The sequence below is a fragment of the Orenia sp. genome, assembly GCF_055140805.1.
In genome coordinates, this window is sequence record NZ_JBSQYM010000091.1 from 1 (window position 1) to 26422 (window position 26422).

Here is a 26422-nt window from a genome sequence, read left to right on the forward strand (position 1 = left end):
ACAAAACCCTATATTTTAAGGGCTTTTAGTGCTTTTGAACTTAACTGTCAACCGTCCCTACGAGTCTAAAATATAAGACTCTTCGTGTAAACCACTGTACACTGTTAACTAAGACACGAAAGTGTCGCACTATCTCTCTTAAGGTTCATTTGATATTTGGATAAGCATAGATAAATTGATTTGAAAAAGTCAATTTATCCTAAGAATTTAAGAATAATTCTAATTTCAATGTAATAAATTTTATACTTAGTACATAAATTTTTATAAATTACTTAACTAAAATTAAAAGAGATTGATTTATGATTTAGCTTATAGAAAACTAAAAAATCAATTATATTATTATTCTATTATATTAGGAAACTTCATTAGGAAGAGGCAATTATGAAATTCCTTAAATTAGGATGTGATGATCATGTTCAGAGATCAACATAGATTTGTAACAGGCATCATTCTTTTATATTTAATTTTATTTTTAGTCTTTACTGGTTTAATAGTTCATAAATACAATATTATAGATAAACTATCTGTAGGTAATAGCTTTTCTGCTAATAAACTTCTTTACTATCTAGTTAATTTTCTTTATCTTGATGACTTTCATTCTAAACTTGTTTTAAGAGAGGGCCTGCCAATTGTTAGGGTAGATAATCAGAAGAGCCTAGCTCAGTCCCAAGGGGTAAATTCTTTGATTAAATTAGCTTGTACTTTTGCAACAGATTTGCCTCCATCCTTTTTTGAATTAAAAGATGATGTACGAGTTGCTTCAGCTATGAATAGGGTTAAAGCAGTTAAGAAGCCCAATCAATCTGTAGAGGAAAAGTTGAGAGCAGAAGGTACTCATGATAATGAAGAGAGGGTGAAGGTAGAGTTAGAATTTTGGCAGACAGAACCTTCAAAGCCAATTGAGCAAAAAGAAGTAACCGAGAGAATATCAGAAAAAAATCAAGAGAGTTTATTCCCTAAAAAAACTGTTATAGATTCTAATCAAGCATTGGTTGGTATTTATCATACTCATACTGCTGAAAATTATGATAATAAAGGATATAATGCTAGAGCAGCAGCTGGACAGAGAGGAGATATAGTAATAATAGGTGATGAATTGACTAGGACTTTAAGGGAGAAATATGGGATATTAGCAGTCCATTCTAAAACCGTTAATGATAAAAATTATGCAAGATCATATATAAATTCTTTAAGAACTGCGCAAAGAATAGTAGATGATAATTCTGATTTAAAGATGATCTTTGATATTCATCGTGATGCCATTGGTCAAGGGGGAAGAAACTTAATTACTACAACAATTAATGGACATAAAGTTGCTAGGATAATGATTGTTGTAACTAATAATAAATATTTACCCAATCCCCATTGGGAAGAAAATGTAGCCTTTGCTAAAAAATTAGCCATAAAAATGAATACCATGTACCCTGGTCTATTAAGAGATGTGAAGTTATTAAGTAACAGAAGATATAATCAACAGGTTCATCCCCATGCTCTGTTATTAGAGATTGGTGGAGCTAAGAATACTTTAGAAGAGGCTAAAAGGTCATCTAGGCTATTAGCTAATGTATTGGCTAGTTTAATCAATGAAGGAATTTAGCTACTCCTTACTATCTTGATTAATGTAATAATGGGTGTTATAATTAGGAAAGATAATGTACATGAAAGAGGAGGTACTTAATGGCTAAGATTAATCAGAATAATATTCGTAACTTTTGTATTATTGCTCATATTGACCATGGTAAATCTACATTAGCTGATAGATTATTAGAATTTACTGGGACAATCTCAGAACGGGAGATGGAAGAACAGTTATTAGATACGATGGACTTGGAGCGAGAACGGGGAATTACTATTAAAGCTCAAGCGGTTAGAATGGCTTATCAAGCCAAAGATGGTAATGATTACACCTTAAATTTAATAGATACTCCAGGGCATGTGGACTTCTCCTATGAGGTTTCACGTAGTTTGGCTGCCTGTGAAGGTGCACTATTAGTAATTGATGCAGCCCAAGGGGTAGAGGCTCAAACTTTAGCTAATATTTACATAGCTTTAGAGAATGACTTGGAGATAATTCCTGTAATCAATAAGATAGATCTACCAAGTGCTAATCCAGATAGGGTAAAGGAAGAGTTGATTGATATTGGGTTAGATCCTGATGATGCTATCTTGACCAGTGCTAAAGAAGGAATTGGGATTGAAGAGTTATTAGAGAGAGTAGTAAAACAGGTACCACCACCATCTGGAGATAAGGACAAACCTTTAAAAGCATTAATTTTTGATTCTTTATATGATCCATACCGTGGGGTTATCTGTTATTATAGAGTAATAGATGGTACGATTAAAAAGGGAATGAAGGTCAAGATGATGGCTACTAAGAAGATCTTTGAAGTTGATGAGGTAGGAACCTTCCGTCCTAAGATGAAGGCATCTAAAGAGATATCTGCTGGAGAGGTAGGTTATATGGCAGCAAGTATCAAAAATGTTAAGAATGCTCAGGTAGGAGATACTATTACCGATGCTGAAAATCCAACTGACAAGCCTTTATCAGGATATCAGCCTGCTAAGCCAATGGTTTTTTGTGGTATGTATCCAGTTGATGGTAAAGATTATGATGTGTTAAGGGATGCTTTGGAGAAGTTGCAGTTAAATGATGCATCTTTAACCTTTGAACCAGAAACTTCTGAAGCTTTGGGATTTGGTTATCGTTGTGGTTTCCTAGGCCTTTTACATATGGAAATCATGCAGGAGCGCTTAGAAAGAGAGTATAGATTAGACTTAATTACTACTGCACCTAGTGTAATCTATAATGTCTACAAGACCGATGGAGAGGTTTTGCAAATAGAGAATCCTGCAAATATGCCAGATGCTCAAGAGATTGATAAGATTGAAGAGCCAGTAGTAGAGGCCAAGATTCTATTACCTGATGAGCATGTAGGAGCAGCCATGGAGTTGTGTCAAGGTAAACGGGGTCAATTTAAGAATATGGAATACTTAGATGAGGTTAGGGTAAGATTGACCTATGATATTCCGTTAAGTGAGATTGTATTGGACTTCTTTGATAAATTAAAGTCTAGAACAAGAGGATATGCAACCTTCGATTATGAATTTAATGGCTATCAGGAGGCTGATTTAGTTAAACTAAATATTCTTGTTAATGAAGAACCTGTTGATGCACTGTCTTGTATTGTTCACCGTGATTTTGCTTATGATGTTGGTAAAGAGCTAACTAAAAAATTAAAAGAGTTTATTCCACAACAGATGTTTAAAGTACCAATTCAGGCTGCAATTGGACATAAGATTGTTGCTCGTCAGACTATCAGTGCCAGACGTAAGGATGTATTACAGAAGTGTTATGGTGGAGACGTCTCCCGTAAGAAGAAACTATTGAAGAAGCAAAAAGAGGGTAAGAAGAGGATGAAGCAAGTGGGAAGTGTAGAGATTCCTCAAGATGCCTTCATGGCTGTTTTAGAGATAGGTGACTAAAAATTAAGAATAAGATTTAGTTTAAGATTAAGTAGGGCGAACTTCGTGTTCGCCCTTATACATTATTATAGAAAAGATAAAGGTGATGCTTATGAAAGAGTTTGGACTATATATTCATATCCCTTTTTGTGTCAGTAAATGCTATTATTGTGACTTCAACTCCTTTGCTGCTAAAGAATCTTTAAAGAATAGGTACTTAGCTGCTTTGTCTCAGGAAATAAAGTTATTGGCTGAAAAATATTCTCCGAAGATTAAGAGTATCTTTATTGGTGGAGGAACTCCTACAATTTTAAAGGGGAATCAGATAGCTAAGATATTAGATAAATGCTATCAGAGTTTTGCTATCAAAGAGGATATAGAGATAACAATAGAGGCTAATCCTGGGACAGTAGATAAAGAAAAGCTGAGCTTGATTAAAGAGTCTGGAGTCAATAGGTTGAGCTTTGGGATACAGAGTTTTAGTGATAAGATGTTAAGGAAGATTGGCAGGATTCATACAGCACAAGAGGCAATTGATAATTATCACCTAGCTAGAGAGGTAGGCTTTAATAATATCAGCTTTGATTTAATCTTTGCTTTACCAGACCAGAGCTTAGAAGATTGGCAGAATACCTTACTGCAAGCTTGTAAACTTAAGCCCAATCACTTATCTACTTATAATCTCAAGATTGAGGAAGGGACACCTTTTTACCAGATGTTAAGTAAAGGAGAATTGATTCCTACTAGTGAAGAGTTAGATTTGAAGATGTATAATTTGACTAAAGATGTACTTGAAAGTAAAGGATATCAGCAGTATGAAATCTCAAATTTTGCCCAAAAAGATTATGATAGTGAACATAATCAAATCTATTGGAAGAATGAACCCTATTTAAGCCTAGGAGCAGGTGCCCATTTTTATGATGGAGTGGGACGAGGTTATAATTATTCTGCTTTAGAAGAATATTGTCAGAGTATAGAAGAAGGTAGGTTGCCTGTAGAGAATTATCAGAGCTTAACTAGAGAAGATGAGCTTGAAGAGACGATGATGTTAGGATTGAGATTGATAAAGGGGATTAGTCTAAAAGAATTTGAAAAGAGATTTGGACTATCTATTTATGATATTTATAATGAGGAAATTAATAAATTTTCTAAGCAGAACTTAATCACAATTACTAATGATAGACTAGCTCTGACTTGGCAAGGAATATTATTAGCCAATCAGGTCTTGGCAGAGTTTATGCTGACTTAAAAGAGAGAGATTGCGACACTTTTTATAATGATAAATTTACTAGCCACAGGTTTCAACCTGTGGTGATGGTGATATGTTACACTACGGGTTAAAACCCGTAGCTAAAACACGCTAATTTTAAAAGTGTCGTAATGTCCCCAAATAGTCTATCTTTAAATTAAATTTTAAAGTATGACAGCCATATTTCAAAATAAATCCATTATTTTTTAACCTTAGATAGCCAAGAATATCGATGAATCAAGGAGCATAGTGAATATAATTTTATCTAATCTAAAATAAATATATTTGACAAATCAGCTTAATGATGATATTTTATTTATAGCATCTTATTAGCACTCAACGACATCGAGTGCTAATTGCAGAAAGGTGGTGGTTGCTAGTGGAGATGACAGAGAGGAAAAAGGAAATATTAAAGGCCATCATAAATGAATATATTATGACTGCAGAGCCTGTTGGTTCTAGAACTCTGGCTCGGAGGTATGACTTTGGAGTTAGCCCTGCGACCATCAGAAATGAGATGGCTGATTTAGAGGAAGCAGATTATTTAGAGCAACCCCATAGATCAGCAGGAAGAATTCCAACAGATAGAGGATATAGATTTTATGTAGATGACTTAATGGAGTTAAAGAAAGTATCTAAGAAGATAATTGGCTCTATTAAGGAAAATATCATCTCTAAACAAGTAGGAATTCAAGATTTAATTCAACAGACTTCTCAGATGTTATCTGATTTGACTAATTATACTGCTTTAGTCTTAAGTCCTCAGATTGAAGAGAGTATTTTTCAACATTTACAGTTAGTTGCTATAGCTGAGAGGAAAGTATTAATGGTCTTGGTAACAGATACAGGATTGATTAAGAATAAAATAGTTGATATTCCTGAATCAATATCTACTCATGACCTTGAAATGATATCACGTTTTTTAAATGAAAGGCTTTCTGGTTTAGCATTAAATGAGATAGATAAAGAAGTTATAGAGTTTATTAATAAAGAATTGGTCAATAGAATCTCGGTACCACTTAGTAACTTGTATTTTATAAATGAAGAAATTTCTAGTTATAATATTCCCGAAAATGGTAAAATATATTTAGGGGGAACTGCTCATATATTAGAACAACCTGAATTTAATGATATTAGTAAGATTAAGAGTGTATTGAAGCTATTAGAGCAAAAACAGCTCTTATATGATATTATGGGAGATTTTAATAATAACTCAGGTGTTGAGATCATGATAGGTAGTGAAAATTCCTTCAAAGAGATTAGAGACTGTAGTTTTGTAGTAGCCACCTATAATCTAGGTGGACGCCCAGTTGGAAAGATTGGTGTAATAGGTCCAACTAGGATGGAATATTCTAATGTAATTGGGACAGTTCAATTTATGGCTGATATTTTAAGTGAATTTTTAGCTAAACCATAGTTTCTATAAAGTAGATATATTAAAAAACTATATCTATTATATAATAGATATAGTTTTCCCTGTAATTAAAAATAAACTATTGATTAAGAGTAGGTGAATTGAATGGTTGAGGAAGAGAAAAATTTATCAGAAGAGCAAGATATTCAAAAAAATCAGGATGAAGTTGAAGAGGTAGTTGAAGATATAAAAGATGAGATTGATAATGAAGAGACCTCTGAAACTGATCAGCAATTTTCTGAATTAGAAGAAGAGTTAGCCAAAGAGAAGGAAGAGAAAGAGAAACATATAGAGCGTCTACAGAGACTTCAGGCTGAATTTTCTAATTACAGAAAGAGGGTTATCAAAGAGAAGAGTAGTTTGGCTGAACAGGCTACAAAAGATTTTATAGTGGAGTTATTACCTATTATTGATAACTTTGAAAGGGCATTGGCTACTTCTACTAAGGATGATGAAGGCGATGGTGTTTTAAAGGGTGTAGAGATGATTTATCGCCAATTAAGTAACCTGTTAACTAAGACAGGGGTAGAAGCAATAGTGACAGTTGGAGAAGAGTTTGACCCTAATTTACATAATGCAGTAATGAAAGAGGAAAGTGAAGAGTATGACTCAGGAGTAATTATAGAAGAACTACAAAAAGGATATATCTTTAATGAGTCAGTAATTAGACCAGCAATGGTTAAAGTAGCGGAGTAGGAAAAATTCGTTTGGGTATTTTTCCTCTCACGAAGGGTTCTTTAGAGCCCGAAGGGATTATTTTTCACATAAGTAGCAATATCAGAGTAGAGATTAATGACTGGTAACTAGTGATTAGTAACTAGTAATTAGAAAACTAATCACTAGTTACAAATAACAAATGACAAATGACTAAAAACAAGGAGGATGAAGATAAATGGGTAAAATTATTGGTATTGATTTAGGTACTACAAATTCTTGTGTAGCAGTTATTGAAGGTGGAGAGGCTACAGTTATTCCTAATAAGCAAGGATCTAGGACAACACCTTCAGTTGTTGGATTTTCTAAAAAAGGTGAGCGTTTGATAGGTGAACCAGCTAAGCGACAAGCTATTACTAATCCAAATCAAACAGTAAGTTCTATCAAAAGGCATATGGGTGAAGACTATAAAGTTCAATTAGATGGAAAGGAAAGAACTCCTCAAGAGATATCTGCAATGATTCTACAAGAATTAAAAGGATATGCAGAAGATTACTTAGGTCAAACAGTTAATGGTGCTGTTATTACAGTTCCAGCTTATTTTAGTGATGCTCAACGTCAAGCAACTAAAGATGCAGGTAAGATTGCAGGATTAGAGGTTGAAAGAATTATTAATGAGCCAACTGCTGCTGCTTTAGCATATGGAATCAATGATGATAAAGAGCAGACTGTTTTGGTATATGATTTAGGTGGAGGTACTTTTGATGTCTCTATTTTAGAGCTGGGTGATGGTGTAGTAGAAGTTATTGCTACTAGTGGTGATAACCAATTAGGTGGAGATGACTTTGATGAAAAGATTATTGATTATTTAGCTGAACAGTTTGAAAAAGAGCATGGTATTGACTTGCGTAAAGATAAGATGTCATTACAGAGATTAAAGGATGCTGCTGAAAAGGCTAAGATTGAGCTTTCTGGAGTAGCAACTACTAATGTAAATCTACCATTTATTACTCAAACTGCAGAGGGACCACAGCATTTAGATGTAGATATTACTCGTTCTCAATTTGAGAAGATGAGTTCTGATTTAGTAGATAGAACTTTAAAAGCTGTACGCCAAGCTTTAGATGATGCTGGATTGAGTAAGTCTGAAATTGATGAGGTATTATTAGTAGGTGGTTCTACTAGAATTCCAGCAGTCCAACAAGCAATTGAAAAAGAGATAGGCAAAGCTCCAAATAAAGGTATTAATCCTGATGAATGTGTAGCAATGGGTGCAGCTATCCAAGGTGGAGTATTAAATGATGAAGTTAGTGATGTTGTACTATTAGATGTTACTCCATTATCTTTGGGGATTGAAACAATGGGTGGGGTATTTACTAAACTTATCGATAGAAATACTACTATCCCAACTGAAAAGAGCCAAGTCTTTTCAACTGCTGCAGACAATCAACCTGCCGTTGACATTCACGTCTTACAAGGTGAGAGACAGATGGCTAAGGATAACAAGACTTTAGGTAGATTCCAATTAACTGATATACCACCTGCACCAAGAGGAGTACCTCAAATTGAGGTAACATTCAAGATAGATGCTAATGGTATCGTTCATGTATCTGCTAAAGATAAAGGAACTGGTAATGAACAACAGATTACAATTAAATCTGATACTGGTCTATCAGAAGAAGAGATTGAAAGAATGGTTCAAGATGCAGAGAGCCATGCTGAAGAGGATAAGAAGAAGAAAGAAGCTATTGAGACAGTAACTGGTGCAGATAGCTTAGTACATCAAGTTGAAAAGACTATAGAAGAAGCTAAAGAAAATGCTGATGCTTCAGTCTTAAGTGAGATTGAAAGCAAGAAAGATGAACTAAAGGAAGTACTAGAAGGTATTGATATGCATAATATCAACCCAGATGAAGTAGATGTTGATGATATCAAAGCTAAACAAGAGGCATTAACTACAAAGCTTCATGAGTTAACAACTCAAATGTATCAACAAGCTGAGCAAGCTCAACAAGCAGCAGGAGGCGCTGGTGCACAAGGGGCAGAAGCTGACGATGATGTAGTAGATGTCGATTTTGAAGATGTTGATTAATAATAAAGAGAATCAATTAATATAAAATAATGAGAGTCAAGGCCAGATTAATTTGGCTTTGACTCTGTTTTTATGAATAGAGATTAGTGATTATTTTTCTGTAAAATTTTATTTCTTGCTAGACTTATTGTATAATAACCTAAGTAGGTAGTGTAAGTAATAATAGATTATAATAAGTTTATGGTTATTTTATATAGAATACCTGTGGCAAAAAAATTGTTTTAATTAGTTTTGAAACTTTTACTTAACGATATATTGTAAAATGAATTAGAAAGGCAGTGATTGAAGTGGCTAAAAGAGATTATTATGAAATATTAGGTGTAGATAAAGGTGCGAGTAAACAGGAGATTAAGCGGGCTTATCGTAAACTCTCTCGAAAGTATCATCCTGATGTAAGTAAAGAGGAGAATGCTGAAGAGAAGTTTAAGGAGATTGCAGAAGCTTATGAAGTATTAAGTGATGAAGATAAGAGAGCTAAATATGATCAATTTGGTCATGCAGGGGTAGATGGTAATGGAGGATTTGGCCAAGGAGGCTTTGGAGGATTTGGTCAAGGTGGTTTCGGTGGTGGTTTTGATGATATCTTTGATATGTTCTTTGGTGGAGGTGGAAGATCAAGAAGTAGAAATGCTCCTCGTAAAGGGTCAGACTTAAGGGTGAATATTACAGTTGAATTTGAAGAAGCAGCCTTTGGGACTAAAAAGGATATTACTATCCCTCGAACTGAAGACTGTGAGACTTGTGATGGTAAAGGTGCTAAATCAAGTAGTGATGTAGAGACTTGTGCTAAATGTGGTGGAAGTGGAGAAATTCAATTTAAGCAGAATACTCCTTTTGGTCAGATGGTACAGACAACTACTTGTGACCGTTGTAGTGGTACTGGTAAGTTTGTTAAAAATCCTTGCCCAGATTGTCATGGTAATGGTAAAGTTAAGAAGAGAAGAAAGGTCTCTATAGATATTCCAGCAGGAGTTGATGATGGAGTCACTTTAAGGATTCGTGGAGAAGGAGAGGCTGGAGTAAATGGTGGTCCAGCAGGAGATTTACAGGTTGTAATCAATGTTAAACGCCACAAAATCTTTAAACGTAGAGGAAATGATGTTTTATGTGAAGTCCCAATCAGTTTTGTTCAAGCTACCTTAGGTGATGATATCCAAGTACCTACTTTAGATGGTAAGGTTAAATTCACCATTCCAGAAGGGACTCAACCTGCTACTACTTTTAGATTAAAGGATAAAGGAATTCCATATTTAAGAGGTAATGGACGGGGAGATCAACATATCAAGGTTAAGGTTGTGATTCCTAAGAAGCTAGATGATAAGCAGAAAGATTTGCTTAAGGAGTTTGCAGAAATCAGTGGGGAAGAGATCAATCCAGAACATAAAGGCTTCTTACAGAAGATTAAGGATGCTTTTGGACTTGACTAAAAAGGTGGGAAATTATAAATGAAGTTAAAAGAGGTAATTATTGCAACCAATTATGAAGGATTTTCAGCGATTGAAAATATCTTAGGAGAATTAGGTGCTGTAGGAACAAGTAAAGAGGATTTCAAAGAAGAAGTAGTAGTGATGAAGGGGTACTTTGAAGAGGAAGAGTTAACTAAAGAGAAGCTAGACTTCTTAAAGAAGAGAATAGCACAATTAGCTGATTATGACTTAAATATCGGTAGTGGAGAGATAATAGTTAAAGAACTAGAACAAGAGGATTGGGTCAATAAGTGGAAGAAGGATATTAAACCTATTAAAGTAACCAATAAGCTAGTAATTAAGCCCACTTGGGAAGAGTATCAAAGTGGGGAAGGTGAGATTATCATCGAATTAGATCCTGGTTTAGCCTTTGGTACAGGTTATCATGGGACTACTAGTGGTTGTTTAGAGATGATAGAGAAGTATCTTCAACCTGATTTTGATGTCTTGGATATTGGGACTGGAACAGGTATACTATCAATTGCGGCTACTAAGCTGGGGACTAGGAGCAATTTTGCTCTTGACATTGATCCAGTCGCTGTTAAGGTAGCCAAAGAGAATGCTAAGTTAAATCAAGTCTTAGATCAGATCGATTTTGCTCAAGGGGATTTATTAGATGTTGTTGATGGCAAATATGACTTGGTTATTGCTAATATTTTACCCCATGTGATTAAAAGACTGATTCCTGATTTGCCTAAGGTTGCTAAGGTAGGAAGTATTTCAATCTTATCAGGAATTATTGAAGAGAAAGCGGATATGATAAAAGATGAACTGAAAAAATATGATTTTGAAATCAAAGAGATCATTCAAAAAGAGCAATGGATTACAATTGTAGCTATTAGGAGAGGATAAGATGCATCATTTTTTTGTTCAGTCAGCAGATATAAATGATGGGATAGTGGTTATTAAGGGTGATGATGTAGCTCATATTACCCGTTCATTAAGATTAAATCTTGGTGATGAAATCAGTGTTACTAATGGAGAAGGTCAGAAGTATTTAACTGAATTGATAGAGTTTAGTGAGGATTTTGTAAAAGCTAAGATAATAGAGAAGTTTAAAGTACAAGCAGAGCCTAGAGTAAAGGTAACTCTTGTCCAGGGCTTGCCAAAGAGTAAGAAGATGGATATGATCGTGCAGAAATGTACAGAAATTGGTATAGAAGAGATTATTCCTATTAATACTAAGCGGACTATTGTTAATTTGAATCAAAAGAAAGCTCAAAAGCGACAAGAAAGATGGCAGAAGATAGTAGAAGAAGCAGCTAAGCAATCTAAAAGAGGTAAAATTCCAGAAGTCAAAGAGCTCTCTGATTTAAAGCAGATTATAACAGATTTTGCTAGCTATGATTTGGTCTTAGTCCCTTGGGAGGATGAAGAGAGCCAAGGGTTAAAAGAGACTTTGGAATCTAATTTAGAGGCTGGGAGGATAATGATAATAATCGGACCAGAGGGTGGTTTTAGCTTAGAAGAGATAGAGCAAGTAAAGATGGCAGGGGCACAATCTGTGACCCTAGGTCCTAGAATTTTAAGGACTGAAACTGCTGGTATTGCAACTTTATCTATGGTATTATATCAATTAGGAGACCTAGGTTAAATTAGAGTTTAAAATTTACAATTGACAATGTACAATAGGAATAAGATATTCTTTATAAGGTTTTAATTGTAAACTGTACATTTTAAATTGTCAATTGCTTTTTGGAGGTTTAGTATATGAAACGGGTTGCATTTTATACACTAGGATGTAAAGTTAATCAATATGATACAGAAGCAATGATGAAGCAGTTTGAGGAAGCTGCTTATAAGATTGTTGACTTTGAAAATGAAGCTGATATTTATATAATTAATACTTGCACAGTGACCCAACAAGGTGCAAGTAAGTCTCGTAAGATTACTAGAAGGGCTAAAAGAAGAAATCCTCAAGCTCTGGTTGCTATGGTAGGTTGTTATCCACAGGTAGATGCTGATGAGGTAATGGAGATGGCAGAAGTGGATTTAGTAGTTGGGACTAAGGGAAGAGGTAGAATAGTAGAGTTTGTCAAGCAGGCAATGCGAGCAAAAGCTCCTGTTAACTTTGTGCAGGAGATGGAAGAGGATGATAGTTTTGAAGAGGTTGCGATTGAAGAGTCTAAAGAGAGAACGAGAGCATCTATTAAAATTCAAGAGGGCTGTGACCAATTCTGCTCTTATTGTATAATTCCCTATGCTCGTGGTTCTCTACGCAGTCGGTCCTTAGAAGATGTCAAAGCAGAGGTTGGTCGTTTAGCTAAATCTGGATTTGAAGAGATTGTCCTAACAGGAATTCACTTAGGTCAATATGGGAAAGATAAAGAAGACCTAGATTTGGTTAAATTAATCAAATCCATCATAACAGTAGAGGGAATTAAGAGAATTAGGCTGAGCTCTATTGAGGGAACAGAAGTTAGTGATGAATTAATAGACCTAATTGCAGAATCTGATAAATTATGCCGTCACCTACATTTGCCTTTACAAAGTGGGTCTGATAAGATATTAGAAGCTATGAACCGACCTTATAATATTAAGGAATTTAAAGATATGGTAACTAAGATTAAAGCTAAAGTACCTGAGATTGCAATTACTAGTGATGTAATTGTAGGTTTTCCTGGTGAAAGTGATGAAGATTTTAATGATACTTATCAAGTGGTTAAGGAGCTTGAATTTAGTGATTTACATATCTTTAAATATTCCAAGAGAAAAGGAACTCCAGCAGCAGACTTTGAGAATCAAGTACATTCGGTTATAAAAAAAGAGAGAAGCGAAAAATTAAGGGATTTAGCTAAAGATTTATCCTCAGCTTATCAGCAGAGATTTATAGAAAAAAGGCTGGATGTTTTATTAGAGGAAGTACGAGATAATGAAACGGGAATGCTAACTGGGTTGACTGATAATTATCTGAGGATCTTAGTTGATGGTCCTGGTCAATTATTGGGGGAACTAGTTGAGGTAAAATTGGTGGAAAAAGAAGGAAGATTAATAGGTTGTTTAGAATAATATAATTATTTAGGTGATATATCGACTATAGCTGATTTAGGAAAGGGGGGCGTATACGATGGAAGGATGTATTTTTTGTAAGATAGTTGCTGGTGAGATTAATAGTGATATTGTTTATGAAGATGAGCAGGTAATTGTTTTTAAGGATATCAGTCCTGAAGCACCTGTTCATAATCTCATTATTCCTAAAAAGCATATTCCTACTCTATTAGACCTTCAAGAGGATGATAAAGAGCTGATAGGCCATATCTATTGGGTAGCCAGTAAAATTGCTAAAGATGAAGGAATTGCAGATGATGGATTTAGGGTAGTAAGTAACTGTAATGAAGCTGGAGGCCAGACTGTTTATCATATCCATTATCATCTATTAGGAGGACGAAATTTACAGTGGCCTCCAGGCTAACAGAGTTAAATATTAATTATGATAGATTTACATAATTTTAGTTAATGAATAGAGATTTATTCTTTGAAATGACAGCTGTGAATAATTTAAGTTTAAGATTAAGTATAAAATAAATGTTTTCCTTAAGCTTAGAGTTATACTGATACTAGTACTAAATTCATAAAAATCAAATGACAAATAGATATAAATTAGGGAGGGGTTAGTGTGTCTTTACAAGAAAGATTATTAGAAGATATGAAAGCTGCGATGAAGAGTAAAGATAAAGAGAGACTATCGGTAATTAGGATGGCAAGGGCTGCTATCAAAGACAAAGAGATTAATGAGAGAAAAGATTTAACTGATGAAGAGGTTATTGAGGTACTAGCTAAACTAGTAAAACAGAATAGGGACTCTATTAGTGAGTATGAGAAGGCTGGTCAAGAGGATAAAGTGGAGGATTTAAAGAGGGAGATTGATGTATTAGAAGACTATTTGCCTGAACAGTTAAGTGCAGAGGAATTAGCTGAGATGGTAGAGGAAGTAATTGCTCAAACTGGTGCAGAGAGTATGAGAGATATGGGGAAAGTAATGGGAGCTATCATGCCAAAGGTTACTGGAAGAGCTGATGGTAATGTAATTAGCCAATTAGTCAAAGAGAGATTAGCATAAAGAACAATTCAATTATAGATTTTTTAGGGGACGGTGTTAACCGTCTCTTATTGTTTTTAAGTCAGACTATAACTTGTGAAATATAAATTTATAATAGTATAAATAGGTTAATTTAAAATGAGAGTTTATAGAGATAATGCGACACTTCTTCGAGTTGACAGTTGACAGTGAACAGTTTACAGTTAAAGAACTAAAACTATTGCTTTGAAGGGTTTGAACTGAACTGTCAACCGTCAACTAAAGTGTCGCAATATACCCATTAACCCCTAATACCCTTCAATCTTATTCTTCTAAACTTAACTGTAATTAATAATCAATAGCTTACATATATATTATTTAGTAGCAAAGTCGAATGGTGGTAACAAGTGATAAGTAACGAGTTAAGATCAAAAATATAAAAGTACTATAAATTACACTTTAGACTTGGAGATCTATAGGTATGTGAATTCAAAATGAAACTTAATGGTGATATTGCGACACTTTTAAAATTAGCGTGAGTGGGTGTGTGAGTGTGAGTAAACCCCAAAGAAGTTTTACACACACTCACACTCATAGCTCACACTCGACACAAAGTGTCTCATTATCTCTATATAGCGTCATGGTTAAATTTTATTCTAGATTCACGAAGCTCTAAATGTATTAAGTATTGATAGTATTAGTAACTAATATTAGCCAATAGATATTAGTATTTAAGTTAGCAACAGCTAACGCTTAGGAGGAATTTAAATGGGGAAGAAAGAGAAAGCTAAGGAGTTGTTTGCTAATATATTTGACCTTCCTCAAGAGGTGGTATTGAATCTGCCTAGAATTTCATTGGTGGGGGGTATACAACTGGCAATTGAGAATCATCGAGGAATTATCAAGTATACTCCAGAATTTATAAAGATTAGATTTTACCGTGGGCAGATTATTATAGAGGGTAAGGATATGAGTATTGATAGTTTAGAAGAGGAGATTATCATAATAGAGGGTAAGATAACTGATTTGAAGATTAAATCAGTTTAAGGGGGATATCATGCTAAAGAAACTATATACTTTAGTAGAGGGATATTTGAGATTAGAGATTCAAGGGAAAAATTTAGAGAAATGTATCAATATTTTAATGAGAGAAGGCTTTAAATTATGGGATATTATCCGTATAGGTGATAGGTTATATGTAAATATTAGATTAAAGGATTTTAAAAATATCAGGTCTTATTTGAGAAACACAGAATCTAAGGTTAGGATAAATCAGAAAAGAGGACTACCCTTCTTATTTAAGAAAGCATTCAACAGGATGTTTTTAATTATCGGGTTAGTTCTTCTGATATTATCATTATACACATTGTCATCATTTATATTCTTTATAGAGATTAAAGGTACCAAAGAGATAGAGAAAGATCAGGTATTAGGATTTTTAAAAGAGGTTAATATCCATCCTGGAGTCTTAAAATCTAGTATTCCATTAGGGGATTTGGAAAAAGCTCTTATCAAGAGGATACCTAGAATTGCTTGGGTCAATATTCACTTTACTGGAACTAGATTGGTTATAGAGTTAGTTGAGAAGAAGATGGTAGATACTAAGATTCTCCCTAGTGATATTGTAGCTGCTAAGGCTGGAATTATATCTAAAATGATTGTATTAAAGGGTACTCCAATGGTTGAAGAGGGGATGACCGTTAAAAAGGGCGATCTATTAATAAGTAAGGAAGTATTTATTAAAAAGGAAGAGGAAGAGGTAATTGATAGGGAGAATGAAGAGCAAGAGGGTAATGATAGAGGGATTCTTGTCAAAAAAGAGGAAGTTAAGGCTGAAGGAATTATCAAAGCAAGAATCTGGTATGAGGGTTACGGAGAAGCTAAACTTATGCGGGAGTATGAACAATTAACTGATAATAGTAAGACTAGTATTATTATCAAATTTAAAGGTAAAGTGATAAATATAATTGGACCTAAAAGCTCACCATATACTAATTTTAAAATGGTAGAGAAGGTAAAATCTTTACCTCAATGGAGGAATATCGACTTACCTATCGAATTAGTTACAAGAAGATACATACAGGCAATGAAGATAAAAGAGAGAATTAAATTGGATACGGCTAAACAAATTGCTAAAGAAGAAGCAGTAGAAAGTATCTTGCAAGGGATATCAAAAGAGGCTATAATATTAAATAGTAAATTAAAGTTAATAGACTTAGCTGGTGAGGATAATAATATAATTAGAGTTAAAGCATTGTTAGAGATTGAAGAAGAGATTGGAGTCAGGAGGGAGTAGCTAGTTTTGGACATCTTAACAAAAGAAGTTACATTAAGTAGTAATCAAGCTGCAAGAAATATTTTTGGTCATCATGATCAGAATTTAAGATTGATTGAAAAAGAATTTGCAGCCCAGATAATTGCTAGAGGTAATGTAGTTAAAATTAAAGGTAAAAAAGAAGATGTAAATAAAGTATATAAACTTTTTGAAGAACTCAATAAGATAGCTAATAATAAGGATGCCTTAACAACTAAAGAAGTAGAGTATGCTATTGAAATGAGTAAAGAGGGGGAATTTTCTTTAAATGAAATCTACTCTGATGTAGTGCAAGTTACTAGATCAGGAAAGAAGATTACCCCTAAGACTATAGGTCAGAAGAAGTACTTAGATGCTTTACGCAAGGATGATGTTGTTTTTGGGATAGGTCCAGCTGGTACAGGAAAAACTTATTTGGCAGTGGTTATGGCTGTGAATTATTTAGTTAAAAATAGAGTGGAGAGAATTATTCTAACTCGACCAGCTATTGAGGCAGGAGAGAACTTAGGCTTTTTACCAGGAGATTTACAGGAGAAGGTTGATCCTTATTTACGACCATTATATGATGCATTATATGATATACTAGGAGCAGAAAAGGTTGAGCAACTTTTGGAGAAGAAGATTATAGAGATTGCTCCTTTAGCTTATATGAGAGGGAGAACTCTAAGAAATTCAGCTGTAATTTTAGATGAAGCTCAAAATACTACCAGAGAACAGATGAAGATGTTCTTAACTCGCTTGGGACCTAATTCTAAAGCGGTAATTACTGGTGATATTACTCAGATTGATTTGCCAAGTAGAAAGAAGTCAGGATTGGCTCAGGCAGAGCAGATATTAAAAGATATAGCTGGCATAAGCTTTATCTATTTGACTAATCTTGATGTAGTAAGGCATAGGTTAGTGAGAGAGATAATTAAGGCTTATGAAGCAATTAACTGATCCTTTTAGGAGTGAAAGATAATGTCTTTTTTTGAGCAAGTAGTAGAAAAGTTGAAGATTAAACATGTTGATTTTTATAAGATTGAAAAGTCACAACGTTACATTTGGGTTATAGTTATCTTTGTTATGTTAGCAGGGATTGTTACTATCGATATCTTTCCAAGACAGGTTAATTTGGAAGTGGGACAAGTTGCTAAAAATGATATCGTTGCTCCTAAGACAGTAGAGTACATAGATGAAGAACAGACCCAAGCTTTAAGAAAAGAAGCTGCCAATTCAGTTTCTAAGGTTTATGAAGAAGATGTAGGGATTTTAACAGAGGTAAAGGTAGATGTTAGAAAATTTTTTGATAATATCAAAGTGATAAAAGAGGCTGATGCAGAGATAGAGGATAAGGTTCAACAGGTGCAAGATAACTATAATATGGAGTTATCTTATCAGAACTTATCATATCTATTTAGTCTATCAGAAGAGGATGTAGAGCTTTTAAAAGAGGATATTCTGATGATATTGGCTAAATATTTAAATCGTGGTGTTAAGAATGATTATTTAAGTAATGTAAAGGAACAATTAAGTCAAGATGCCATGAAATTAAGTGAAGACCAGCAGTATAATAAACTGGTAAGTGAGATTGCTCAGCATTTTATTAAGCCTAATATGATCTTTAATTTGGAAGCAACAGAGAAGAAAAAAGAAGAAGCTCGTCAGAAGATAGAGCCGATTAAAAGAACCTTCTCTAAAGGTGAGATTATTATTCGCCATGGTAAAGTTGTTACTAAAGATGATATTAAGATTTTAGAGAAATTAGGGCTAAGGCAAGCTAAAATCAATTATCTTAATATTATTGGGCATATCCTAATCGTGTTAATCTTTACTTTAATTCCTACTATTTATATTTCCCAATATCAACGGGAGGTTTTAGAAGGGGAAGGAATATTGGCACTATTAGGGCTATTACCAATCATTATTATTACATTAGCTAAATTAGCAAGTTATATAGCCAATTATATGCCCATCGAATACCCATCCTTTGTGGTACCCGTAGCTGCGGCTTCGATTATGATTGCAATTTTAATTGATACAGATTTAGCAATTCTCTTTACAATCAGTTTATCTTTTTTAGTAGGTATAGTCACTGGAGATGGAGTAATTGGAATTACAGTTGCTTTAGTTGGTGGGTTAACTGGAATTTACAGTGTATCAAAGTTAAGTCAACGTTCTGATCTGGCTAGAGCTGGACTCATTGTTGGTTTGACCACTTCAGCAACGATATTTACTTTTTTATTGATGGTACCCAATGTAGAGCTAGCTAGGTTTTTAAAGATCTTGTGGGGCATACTAAATGGTGTATTGGTAGCTGTTGTTACAAATGGTTTATTGCCTTATATTGAGAATATTTTTGGGATCACATCACCTGTTAAATTGTTGGAACTATCTAATCCCAATCATCCATTATTAAAGAAGTTATTAGTAGATGCTCCAGGAACTTACCACCATAGTATAATAGTTGGTAACTTAGCAGAAGCGGCTGCAGACCAAATAGGAGCAGATTCACTATTAGCTAGAGTGTCGGCTTATTATCATGATGTTGGTAAGACTAAACGTTCTTATTTCTTTACAGAAAATCAAATTGGGTTAGAGAACCCTCATGATAAGTTATCGCCTAGCTTGAGTACTCTAATCATTACTTCTCATGTTAAGGATGGACTGGAGTTGGCTAAGGAGTATAAATTACCACAGGTGATTGTAGATGTGATTGAACAGCATCATGGAACTAGTCTTGTCTCTTTTTTCTATCAAGAAGCTAAGCATGATGAGAAGTATAAGAGTATAGACGAAGATGATTTTAGATATGATGGTCCTAAGCCACAGACCAAAGAAGCTGGATTGATTATGCTAGCTGATATGGTAGAGGCTGCAGTTAGATCTAATGTATCGGCTCAGAGCAATCCTGGTAAGTTAGAGAAGTTTGTTAGAGAGTTGATTAAAAAGAAATTAGATAGTGGACAGTTAGATGAATGTAATTTAACCTTAAAGGATTTAGATAAGGTTGCTAATGCTTTTGTTAATATATTAAAAGGAATCTTTCATAATCGAATAGAATATCCTGATAATATTGCTCAACAATTTAAGGAGGGAAAGAAACTAGATGTCAGTACTAATAAATAATCTACAAGATAATTTAGAGGTTGAACAAAAGGTTACAGATATTATAGAACAGGTGGTAGATGTAGTATTAAAAAAAGAAGTAGATTCAGACAAAGAGGTAAGTGTTGCTTTAGTTGATGACAGTTATATACATGGCTTAAATCATAGATATAGAGGAAAAGATCAACCAACTGATGTACTTTCTTTTCCCCAAGATGATAAATTCTTATTGGGTGATATTATTATCTCTTTGGAGACAGCTCAACGCCAAGCTGAGGAGTATAATCACTCATTTGCTAGAGAGGTTGGTTTTTTGACAGTTCATGGGATGCTCCATCTTTTAGGTTATGATCATTATGATGGAGAGGAGCGAAGAATTATGCGTAAAAAGGAGGAGGAAATCCTAGTAGAGCTAGGCTTGAGTAGAGATTAAATGAAATTAATTAATGATCTAATTAAGAGTTTTAATTATGCAGTTAATGGTATCATATACTCTTTAAAGCATGAACGTAATATGAAGATTCATCTTATTATTTCTATTATAGTCTTATTGTTTGGAATTTTTTTCAGCTTAGATAAGCTGGAGTTATTGATTTTATTTATAAGTATGACCTTGGTTTTCTTTACTGAAATGATCAATACTGCTATTGAAGGCTTGAGTGATCTGGTCAGTCAAGAGTATCATCCAACTATTAAGATAATCAAGGATATAGCAGCAGGTGCTGTATTGATAACAGCTTTAAATTCTATTGTTGTAGGGTATATTATATTTTTTAAGGATATTAAGCCTTTGACCTTAGATCTATTACAACATATTCAGCAGACTCCAATTCATCTAACTTTTATAGCATTAATTTTGATTGTATTAATAGTAATTGGGATAAAGTCTCAATTTAATAAAGGTACTCCCTTGCAAGGAGGGATGCCTAGTGGTCACAGTGCTCTTGCTTTTGGTCTAATGATTATTATTTCTAATTTAGCAAATGATGCTTTGATTACAACCTTAGCACTATTAATGGCGATTTTAATAGCACAAAGCAGGATAGAAGGAGAGATTCATACGACCTGGGAGGTTATCTCTGGTGCAATGATTGGGTCATTAATAGGTATATTAGTATTTCAATTAGTTAATTTGTAATTTTGTTAGGAGGGCATTAATCTATGGATTTGACGGTGTTAATAGAAGGAGTGGCCTTATTAATACTATTAATCCTATCTGGATTTTTCTCAAGCTCTGAAACTGCTTTAATGTCAGTAAATAAGGTTGAGATTAGACATTTAAGGCAGGAAGGAAATAAGAAAGCTACTGTTGTAGATAGGTTACTAAGTAGTCCAGATAGATTATTGGTTACAATTTTAGTTGGTAATAATTTAGTCAATATAGCAGCTTCATCAATTGCAACTGCTTTAGCCACCGATATTTTTGGTGCCAAAGGAGTTGGTATTGCTATAGGGGCAGTGACAATATTTGTGCTTATTTTTGGAGAAATTACCCCAAAATCTTTTGCTACCAAAGAGTCTAAAAAGGTCTCGATGTTAGTAGCTCCATATATAGAAATTTTCTCTTTTTTATTGTCTCCACTTATTAAAGGTTTAACACTGGTTACTAATTTTGTGATGAGAAGGTCTGGAGACAAGAAGGTTAAACCATTTATCAGTGAAGAAGAGATTAGGAGATTTTTAACGGTTGGTGAACAAGAAGGTGTTATTGAGACTGATGAGAAGCAGATGATTAATAGTATCTTTGAATTTGATGATATTAGTGTTAAAGAGATTATGGTACCAAGAATACATATGTTATGTGTAGAGATAAATGATCCTTTAGAGGAGTTAATAGATCTAATTATTAATATGGGGTTTTCAAGGATTCCAGTTTATAATGATACCGTTGACAATATAGTAGGGGTAGTCTATGCTAAGGACTTACTTCCATTATTAAAAGAGGATAGTTATGATGTTGATATTCAAAAAATTATGAGACCTGCTTACTATATACCTGAAACTAAGAAGATAGATAACCTATTAACTGAATTTAGAAAAGAGAAGATTCATATGGCTATTATTCTTGATGAGTATGGTGGAACGGCTGGACTGGTAACTATTGAGGATTTATTAGAGGAAATTGTGGGTGATATTCAAGATGAATATGACGAAGAAGAAAAGTGGATTAGAATTGTTAATGAAGATGAGATTCTAATTGATGGTCGTGTTGATATTGATGAGATTAATGAATTATTAGATATCTCCTTACCTGAAGAGGATTATGAGACAATCAGTGGCTTTATCTTAAGCATGTTAGGCTATGTGCCTAAAGCTGGAGAGTGGATTGAATTTGAGGATCTACATATTGCTGTAGAGAAGGTTATCCAAAGAAGGATATCAAAGGTTAGAATTAAACGAGTGAAGGATAAAGTGGCGATTGAGCAGGAGGAAGTATAGATGTTAAAGCAATTACGGAATTATTTAATCACTGGGTTAATAGTTTTGTTACCATCAATAGCTACTGTATATATTATTGTTACAGTTATTAATGTAGTAGATAGTGCTTTAAGTCCAGTAGTTAAAATCTTAATAGGAAGAGAATTTTATGGATTAGGTTTTGTTATGACTTTTATCTTAATTTTGGTAGTAGGTATTATAGCTAAGAATATGTTAGGAAAGAGATTAATTGACTTTGGTGAGAGGTTATTGATTAGAATTCCATTAGTTCGAACTATTTATATGACTGTTCGGCAGTTGATTAATGCCCTATTTTTAAAGAATAAAACTGCTTTTCGTGATGTGGTCTTAGTTGAGTACCCTCGTCGTGGAATCTATCAACTAGGATTTTTAACTTGTAAAGGTGTAGGAGAGGTACAGCAGAAGACAGCCAAAGAGGTTGTTAATGTCTTTATTCCTACTACTCCCAATCCTACTTCTGGAATGTTAATTTTACTCCCTAAGGATGATGTTACACACTTAGATATGACTGTGGAAGAAGGCTTGAAGCTAATTGTTTCTGGAGGTACAGTAGCACCTGAAGAAGATTAAGGAGGTCGTTAGAGTTTGCAGCTAAAAGTCACAGTACTAAAGAGTAACTCAAAAGAGATAATCGATAAACTTATTGAGATTGAAAGTGAAGCCTTTGGAGAAGGTGGCTTAAATCAGTGGGGGCTAGTACCGATGATTTATCATGGGCTGGTTTATGTTATTTGGTTGGATAAAGAACCTGTTGGTTTAGCAGAATATATGAGAGATATGGAAGATATAAAGAAGGCTTATTTATATGGTTTGGCTATATCTAAAAGATATCAAGGTAAAGGTTTTGGTAGTCAATTATTAGATTATTCTTTAATGGATTTATCTAAACGAAGAATTAAGAAGGTGGAATTGACAGTAGATCCTAATAATCAGAATGCAGTTTATATCTATCATCACAAATTTGGATTTGATAAGATTGACTATCGAGAGGATGAATATGGTTTAGGAGAGGACAGGCTAATTATGGAACGGAAATTATAAGGGGGAATAGAAATGGATAAATTAACAGTCGATAAAGGATTCAAGTCAGGGTTTATTACAGTAGTAGGTCAGCCTAATGTAGGTAAATCTACCTTAGTCAATAAATTAATCGGAGAGAAAATCAATATTACCTCCCGTAAAGCTCAAACAACCAGAAATAAGATTCAATGTATCTTAACTTTAGATGATGCTCAGATGATATTTATAGATACCCCAGGTATTCATAGACCAAAGGATAAAATGGGAAAGTATTTAAATGAGGTAGCCTATGGATCTTTAAAAGAGATTGACTTAGTTATTTTTATGGTTGATGCTAATTATAAACCAAATGAACAGGACAAAAAAATTGCTACTCAGTTAGCTCATGTATCTTCTATGCCAATTCTTTTAGTTTTAAATAAAGTAGATACTGTCTCTAAAAATGATCTGGCTACAAGGATTAATGATTATCAGAAATTAGGACAATTTACTGAGATTATAACTATTTCAGCCCAAAAGGGGATTAATTTAGATGATTTAACTGAGACTATAGTTGATCATTTACCTAAAGGACCTAAGTATTACCCTGATGATATGATTACTGATCAAATAGAGCAGTTTATCATCTCTGAATTAGTTAGAGAGAAGATTCTAAAGTTTACTCACCAAGAAGTGCCACATTCAGTAGCTGTTGAGGTTACTAGATTTGAAGAGAGAAGTGATAAGGACTTAATTGAAATTGGTGCAAATATTTATGTGGAGAGAAAGTCGCAAAAGGGAATTTTAATTGGTAAAGGTGGTAGTATGCTCAAAAGGATCGGTAAAAGTGCTAGAGCTGACATAGAGAATCTATTGAGTACTCAGGTATTTCTAGATTTATGGGTTAAGATCAAAGATGACTGGAGAGATAAGGAGGATGCTTTAAAAATGCTAGGCTATAAGGGGTGATACTATATGAAAGAGAGTCTATTCTTAGATATAAAGGCAAAACTTGAGCAAAGGGATTTTGAAAACTTAAAGTTTATATTAGAAGAATTGTATCCAGCTGATATTACTGAGTTGATAGATGAACTATCAATAGAGGAAGTGGAGGCAATAATTCCTGCTATTCCTTTAAAGAAGATGGCTTATGCTGTAACAGAGTTTGATTATGATGTTAAGCATACCATTTTAAATTTAGTAGAACCTGAAGATTTAAGAGTTATTCTAGATAATATGTATTCTGATGATATAGCTGATTTTTTAGGAACTTTATCTATTGGCAAGACTAAAGAGTTATTAAAATTGATGAGAGAAGAAGATGCTGAACAGATTCGTAATCTTTTAGGTTATGATGAAGACAGCGCCGGTGGTATTATGACCACCGAATACATAGCAATCAAAGAAGGCAAGACTGTAGGCGAGGCTTTAGATATTGTCAGAGAGATTGCTAGAGAAGCTGAGATGATTTACTATATCTATGTAGTCAATCAGACCAAGCAGTTAATAGGGGTTCTTTCTATGAGAGAGCTAATTACAGCTACTCCTGATAAGAAAATAGGGGACCTGATCCAAAAGAAAGTAATTCATGTTAAGTTAGATTTAGATCAAGAAGAGGTGGCTCGAATTATCTCTAAATATGATCTCTTAGCTGTTCCAGTAGTCAATCATCAGATGCAACTTCTGGGAATAATAACTGTAGATGATATAATTGATGTTATTGAAGAAGAGGCTACTGAAGATATCTATAAAATGGCTGCAACCAGTGAGGTTGATTTTGAAGCTGGTAATAATTCAATTTTAAAGGCTGCTATGAAGCGTTCCCCTTGGCTAATAATTCTCTTGTTTGCAAGTATGTTATCAGGGTCTGTGATCGATGTTTTTTCTGGACTTTTAAATAGTGTAGTGGCTTTAGCTTTATTTATGCCTACTTTGGCTGGAACTGGTGGGAATGCTGGTACACAGTCTTTAGCTATTGTGGTTAGGGGATTGGCTACAGGAGATATAGAATCTAAAGATTTATTTATGCATCTATTTAATGAAATTAAGGTGGGAGGACTGGTTGCTGTAATTTGTGGTTCTATAATTGCTTTAGTTGCATTTTTGTGGCAAGGAAATTATATGTTGGGAGTAGTTGTTGGTTTAGCTATGTTCTGTAATATATTAACGGCAACCTTTGTAGGAACTACTACTCCTTTTATTCTAGACTATTTTGGTATTGACCCAGCAGTAGCAGCAGGTCCTTTTATTACTACTGTAATTGATGCATCAGGATTATTTATTTATTTTACTTTGGCTAGATTATTCTTGAATCATTTAACATAAAATAAAACGATAGAGGAGCTGATAATCATGGCAATTAAACCTAAAGATATGGCTAAAATGGTTGATCATACAATACTATACCCCACTGCAACGGTGTTAGATGTCAAGAAGACCTGTGATGAAGCAAAAGAACATGATTTTGCTTCTGTCTGTGTTAATCCTTGTTTTGTTCCCTTGGCAGCTAAGTTATTGGAGAATAGCTCTGTAAAGGTATGTACAGTGATTGGTTATCCTTTGGGTGCTACTACTTCTGAGACAAAGGCATATGAAACTAAAAATGCTATCAGAAATGGTGCCCAAGAGGTTGATATGGTAGTTAATCTCAGTGCTGTTAAATCCCATTCTTGGGATGTTGTTAGAGAGGATGTCAAGGCTGTTGTTGATGCTACCAAAATAGCAGGAGTCACTAAGGATATAATTACTAAGGTGATAATTGAGACCTGTTATTTGAATGAAGAGGAGATTGGAAAGCTATGTTATATCTCCAAAAAGGTAGGAGCTGACTTTATCAAGACTTCTACTGGTTTTGGACCAAGAGGTGCAACTACTGAAGAGGTTAGTTTAATTCGTAAGAATGTAGGTAGATCTATTGGAGTTAAAGCCTTTGGTGGGATTGATACCTTTGATGAAGCCCTTGAAATGTTAGATGCTGGTGCCAATAGAATTGGTAGTAGCGAAGGTGTGGCAATAGTAACTGGAGATGAGGATGAATAGGAGAAGTTGGTATATATATACCAACTTCTTTTTCTTATATATTGATTTTTAAAGTAATGTTATATGGGGATATTGCGACACTTTTAAAATTAGCGTGAGTGGGTGTGTGAGTGTGAGTAAACCCCAATAAAAAGAAGTTTTACACACACTCACACTCATAGCTCACAC

24 protein-coding genes are annotated in these 26422 nt (G+C 34.1%); all 24 read left to right on the top strand.

Annotated elements, in window-relative coordinates; genetic code table 11:
• The first annotated feature begins 412 nt into the window (after window positions 1–412).
• The 24 genes from spoIIP to deoC all read left to right on the top strand — a co-directional run bounded on the left by spoIIP (window position 413) and on the right by deoC (window position 26254).
• Window positions 413–1597 carry a stage II sporulation protein P gene (gene spoIIP / locus ACTCDL_RS09925; protein ID WP_463176227.1) on the top strand — a complete coding sequence of 395 codons (1185 nt, stop codon included), beginning with the start codon at window positions 413–415 and terminating at the stop codon, window positions 1595–1597.
• A gap of 80 nt (window positions 1598–1677) precedes the next feature.
• Entirely contained in the window at window positions 1678–3483 is a 1806-nt protein-coding gene (lepA, locus tag ACTCDL_RS09930) for a translation elongation factor 4 (RefSeq protein WP_463176230.1), read from the top strand.
• A gap of 91 nt (window positions 3484–3574) precedes the next feature.
• Window positions 3575–4711: a radical SAM family heme chaperone HemW gene (gene hemW, locus ACTCDL_RS09935; protein WP_463176232.1), complete on the top strand. Its 1137-nt coding sequence runs from the start codon at window positions 3575–3577 to the stop codon at window positions 4709–4711.
• Between the two features lie 385 nt (window positions 4712–5096).
• Complete coding sequence (hrcA, locus tag ACTCDL_RS09940; RefSeq protein ID WP_463176290.1) at window positions 5097–6128, top strand: heat-inducible transcriptional repressor HrcA; 1032 nt, start codon at window positions 5097–5099, stop codon at window positions 6126–6128.
• A 102-nt stretch (window positions 6129–6230) separates the two neighbouring features.
• A complete protein-coding gene (gene grpE / locus ACTCDL_RS09945) occupies window positions 6231–6821 on the top strand; it encodes a nucleotide exchange factor GrpE (protein WP_463176235.1) in 591 nt (196 codons plus the stop codon).
• A gap of 196 nt (window positions 6822–7017) precedes the next feature.
• Window positions 7018–8871, top strand: coding sequence for a molecular chaperone DnaK (gene dnaK, locus ACTCDL_RS09950; RefSeq protein WP_463176238.1), 1854 nt, complete (start codon window positions 7018–7020; stop codon window positions 8869–8871).
• Between the two features lie 287 nt (window positions 8872–9158).
• Window positions 9159–10298, top strand: coding sequence for a molecular chaperone DnaJ (gene dnaJ, locus ACTCDL_RS09955; protein WP_463176241.1), 1140 nt, complete (start codon window positions 9159–9161; stop codon window positions 10296–10298).
• 18 nt (window positions 10299–10316) lie between these two features.
• Entirely contained in the window at window positions 10317–11189 is an 873-nt protein-coding gene (gene prmA / locus ACTCDL_RS09960; protein WP_463176244.1) for a 50S ribosomal protein L11 methyltransferase, read from the top strand.
• Between the two features lies 1 nt (window position 11190).
• On the top strand, window positions 11191–11931 hold the full coding sequence (locus ACTCDL_RS09965; protein ID WP_463176247.1) for a 16S rRNA (uracil(1498)-N(3))-methyltransferase: 741 nt from the start codon (window positions 11191–11193) through the stop codon (window positions 11929–11931).
• A gap of 116 nt (window positions 11932–12047) precedes the next feature.
• Window positions 12048–13346: a tRNA (N(6)-L-threonylcarbamoyladenosine(37)-C(2))-methylthiotransferase MtaB gene (gene mtaB / locus ACTCDL_RS09970; RefSeq protein ID WP_463176251.1), complete on the top strand. Its 1299-nt coding sequence runs from the start codon at window positions 12048–12050 to the stop codon at window positions 13344–13346.
• 58 nt (window positions 13347–13404) lie between these two features.
• Complete coding sequence (locus ACTCDL_RS09975) at window positions 13405–13749, top strand: histidine triad nucleotide-binding protein (RefSeq protein WP_463176253.1); 345 nt, start codon at window positions 13405–13407, stop codon at window positions 13747–13749.
• 204 nt (window positions 13750–13953) lie between these two features.
• Window positions 13954–14397, top strand: coding sequence for a GatB/YqeY domain-containing protein (locus ACTCDL_RS09980; protein ID WP_463176255.1), 444 nt, complete (start codon window positions 13954–13956; stop codon window positions 14395–14397).
• Between the two features lie 726 nt (window positions 14398–15123).
• The gene (yqfC, locus tag ACTCDL_RS09985) at window positions 15124–15402 is read left to right on the top strand and encodes a sporulation protein YqfC (protein WP_463176258.1); all 279 of its coding nucleotides are present in this window, start codon (window positions 15124–15126) and stop codon (window positions 15400–15402) included.
• A 10-nt stretch (window positions 15403–15412) separates the two neighbouring features.
• Window positions 15413–16651 carry a sporulation protein YqfD gene (gene yqfD / locus ACTCDL_RS09990; protein ID WP_463176260.1) on the top strand — a complete coding sequence of 413 codons (1239 nt, stop codon included), beginning with the start codon at window positions 15413–15415 and terminating at the stop codon, window positions 16649–16651.
• Between the two features lie 6 nt (window positions 16652–16657).
• Window positions 16658–17608, top strand: a complete 951-nt coding sequence (locus tag ACTCDL_RS09995) for a PhoH family protein (RefSeq protein ID WP_463176262.1) — start codon at window positions 16658–16660, stop codon at window positions 17606–17608.
• A gap of 21 nt (window positions 17609–17629) precedes the next feature.
• A complete protein-coding gene (locus ACTCDL_RS10000; protein ID WP_463176264.1) occupies window positions 17630–19777 on the top strand; it encodes an HD family phosphohydrolase in 2148 nt (715 codons plus the stop codon).
• On the top strand, window positions 19758–20189 hold the full coding sequence (gene ybeY / locus ACTCDL_RS10005; protein WP_463176265.1) for an rRNA maturation RNase YbeY: 432 nt from the start codon (window positions 19758–19760) through the stop codon (window positions 20187–20189). The genes ACTCDL_RS10000 and ybeY overlap by 20 nt, the downstream gene beginning before the upstream one ends.
• Window positions 20190–20894 (top strand): diacylglycerol kinase, encoded by a 705-nt coding sequence (locus ACTCDL_RS10010; RefSeq protein ID WP_463176266.1) that lies wholly within the window; start codon window positions 20190–20192, stop codon window positions 20892–20894. It begins immediately after the preceding gene.
• 23 nt (window positions 20895–20917) lie between these two features.
• Complete coding sequence (locus ACTCDL_RS10015; RefSeq protein ID WP_463176267.1) at window positions 20918–22195, top strand: hemolysin family protein; 1278 nt, start codon at window positions 20918–20920, stop codon at window positions 22193–22195.
• A complete protein-coding gene (locus ACTCDL_RS10020; protein ID WP_463176269.1) occupies window positions 22196–22786 on the top strand; it encodes a DUF502 domain-containing protein in 591 nt (196 codons plus the stop codon).
• 15 nt (window positions 22787–22801) lie between these two features.
• Complete coding sequence (locus ACTCDL_RS10025) at window positions 22802–23257, top strand: GNAT family N-acetyltransferase (RefSeq protein WP_463176276.1); 456 nt, start codon at window positions 22802–22804, stop codon at window positions 23255–23257.
• A gap of 12 nt (window positions 23258–23269) precedes the next feature.
• Window positions 23270–24184, top strand: a complete 915-nt coding sequence (era, locus tag ACTCDL_RS10030) for a GTPase Era (RefSeq protein ID WP_463176282.1) — start codon at window positions 23270–23272, stop codon at window positions 24182–24184.
• A gap of 6 nt (window positions 24185–24190) precedes the next feature.
• Window positions 24191–25540: a magnesium transporter gene (gene mgtE / locus ACTCDL_RS10035; protein ID WP_463176285.1), complete on the top strand. Its 1350-nt coding sequence runs from the start codon at window positions 24191–24193 to the stop codon at window positions 25538–25540.
• A 27-nt stretch (window positions 25541–25567) separates the two neighbouring features.
• The gene (gene deoC, locus ACTCDL_RS10040; protein ID WP_463176287.1) at window positions 25568–26254 is read left to right on the top strand and encodes a deoxyribose-phosphate aldolase; all 687 of its coding nucleotides are present in this window, start codon (window positions 25568–25570) and stop codon (window positions 26252–26254) included.
• The last annotated feature ends 168 nt before the right edge of the window (window positions 26255–26422 follow it).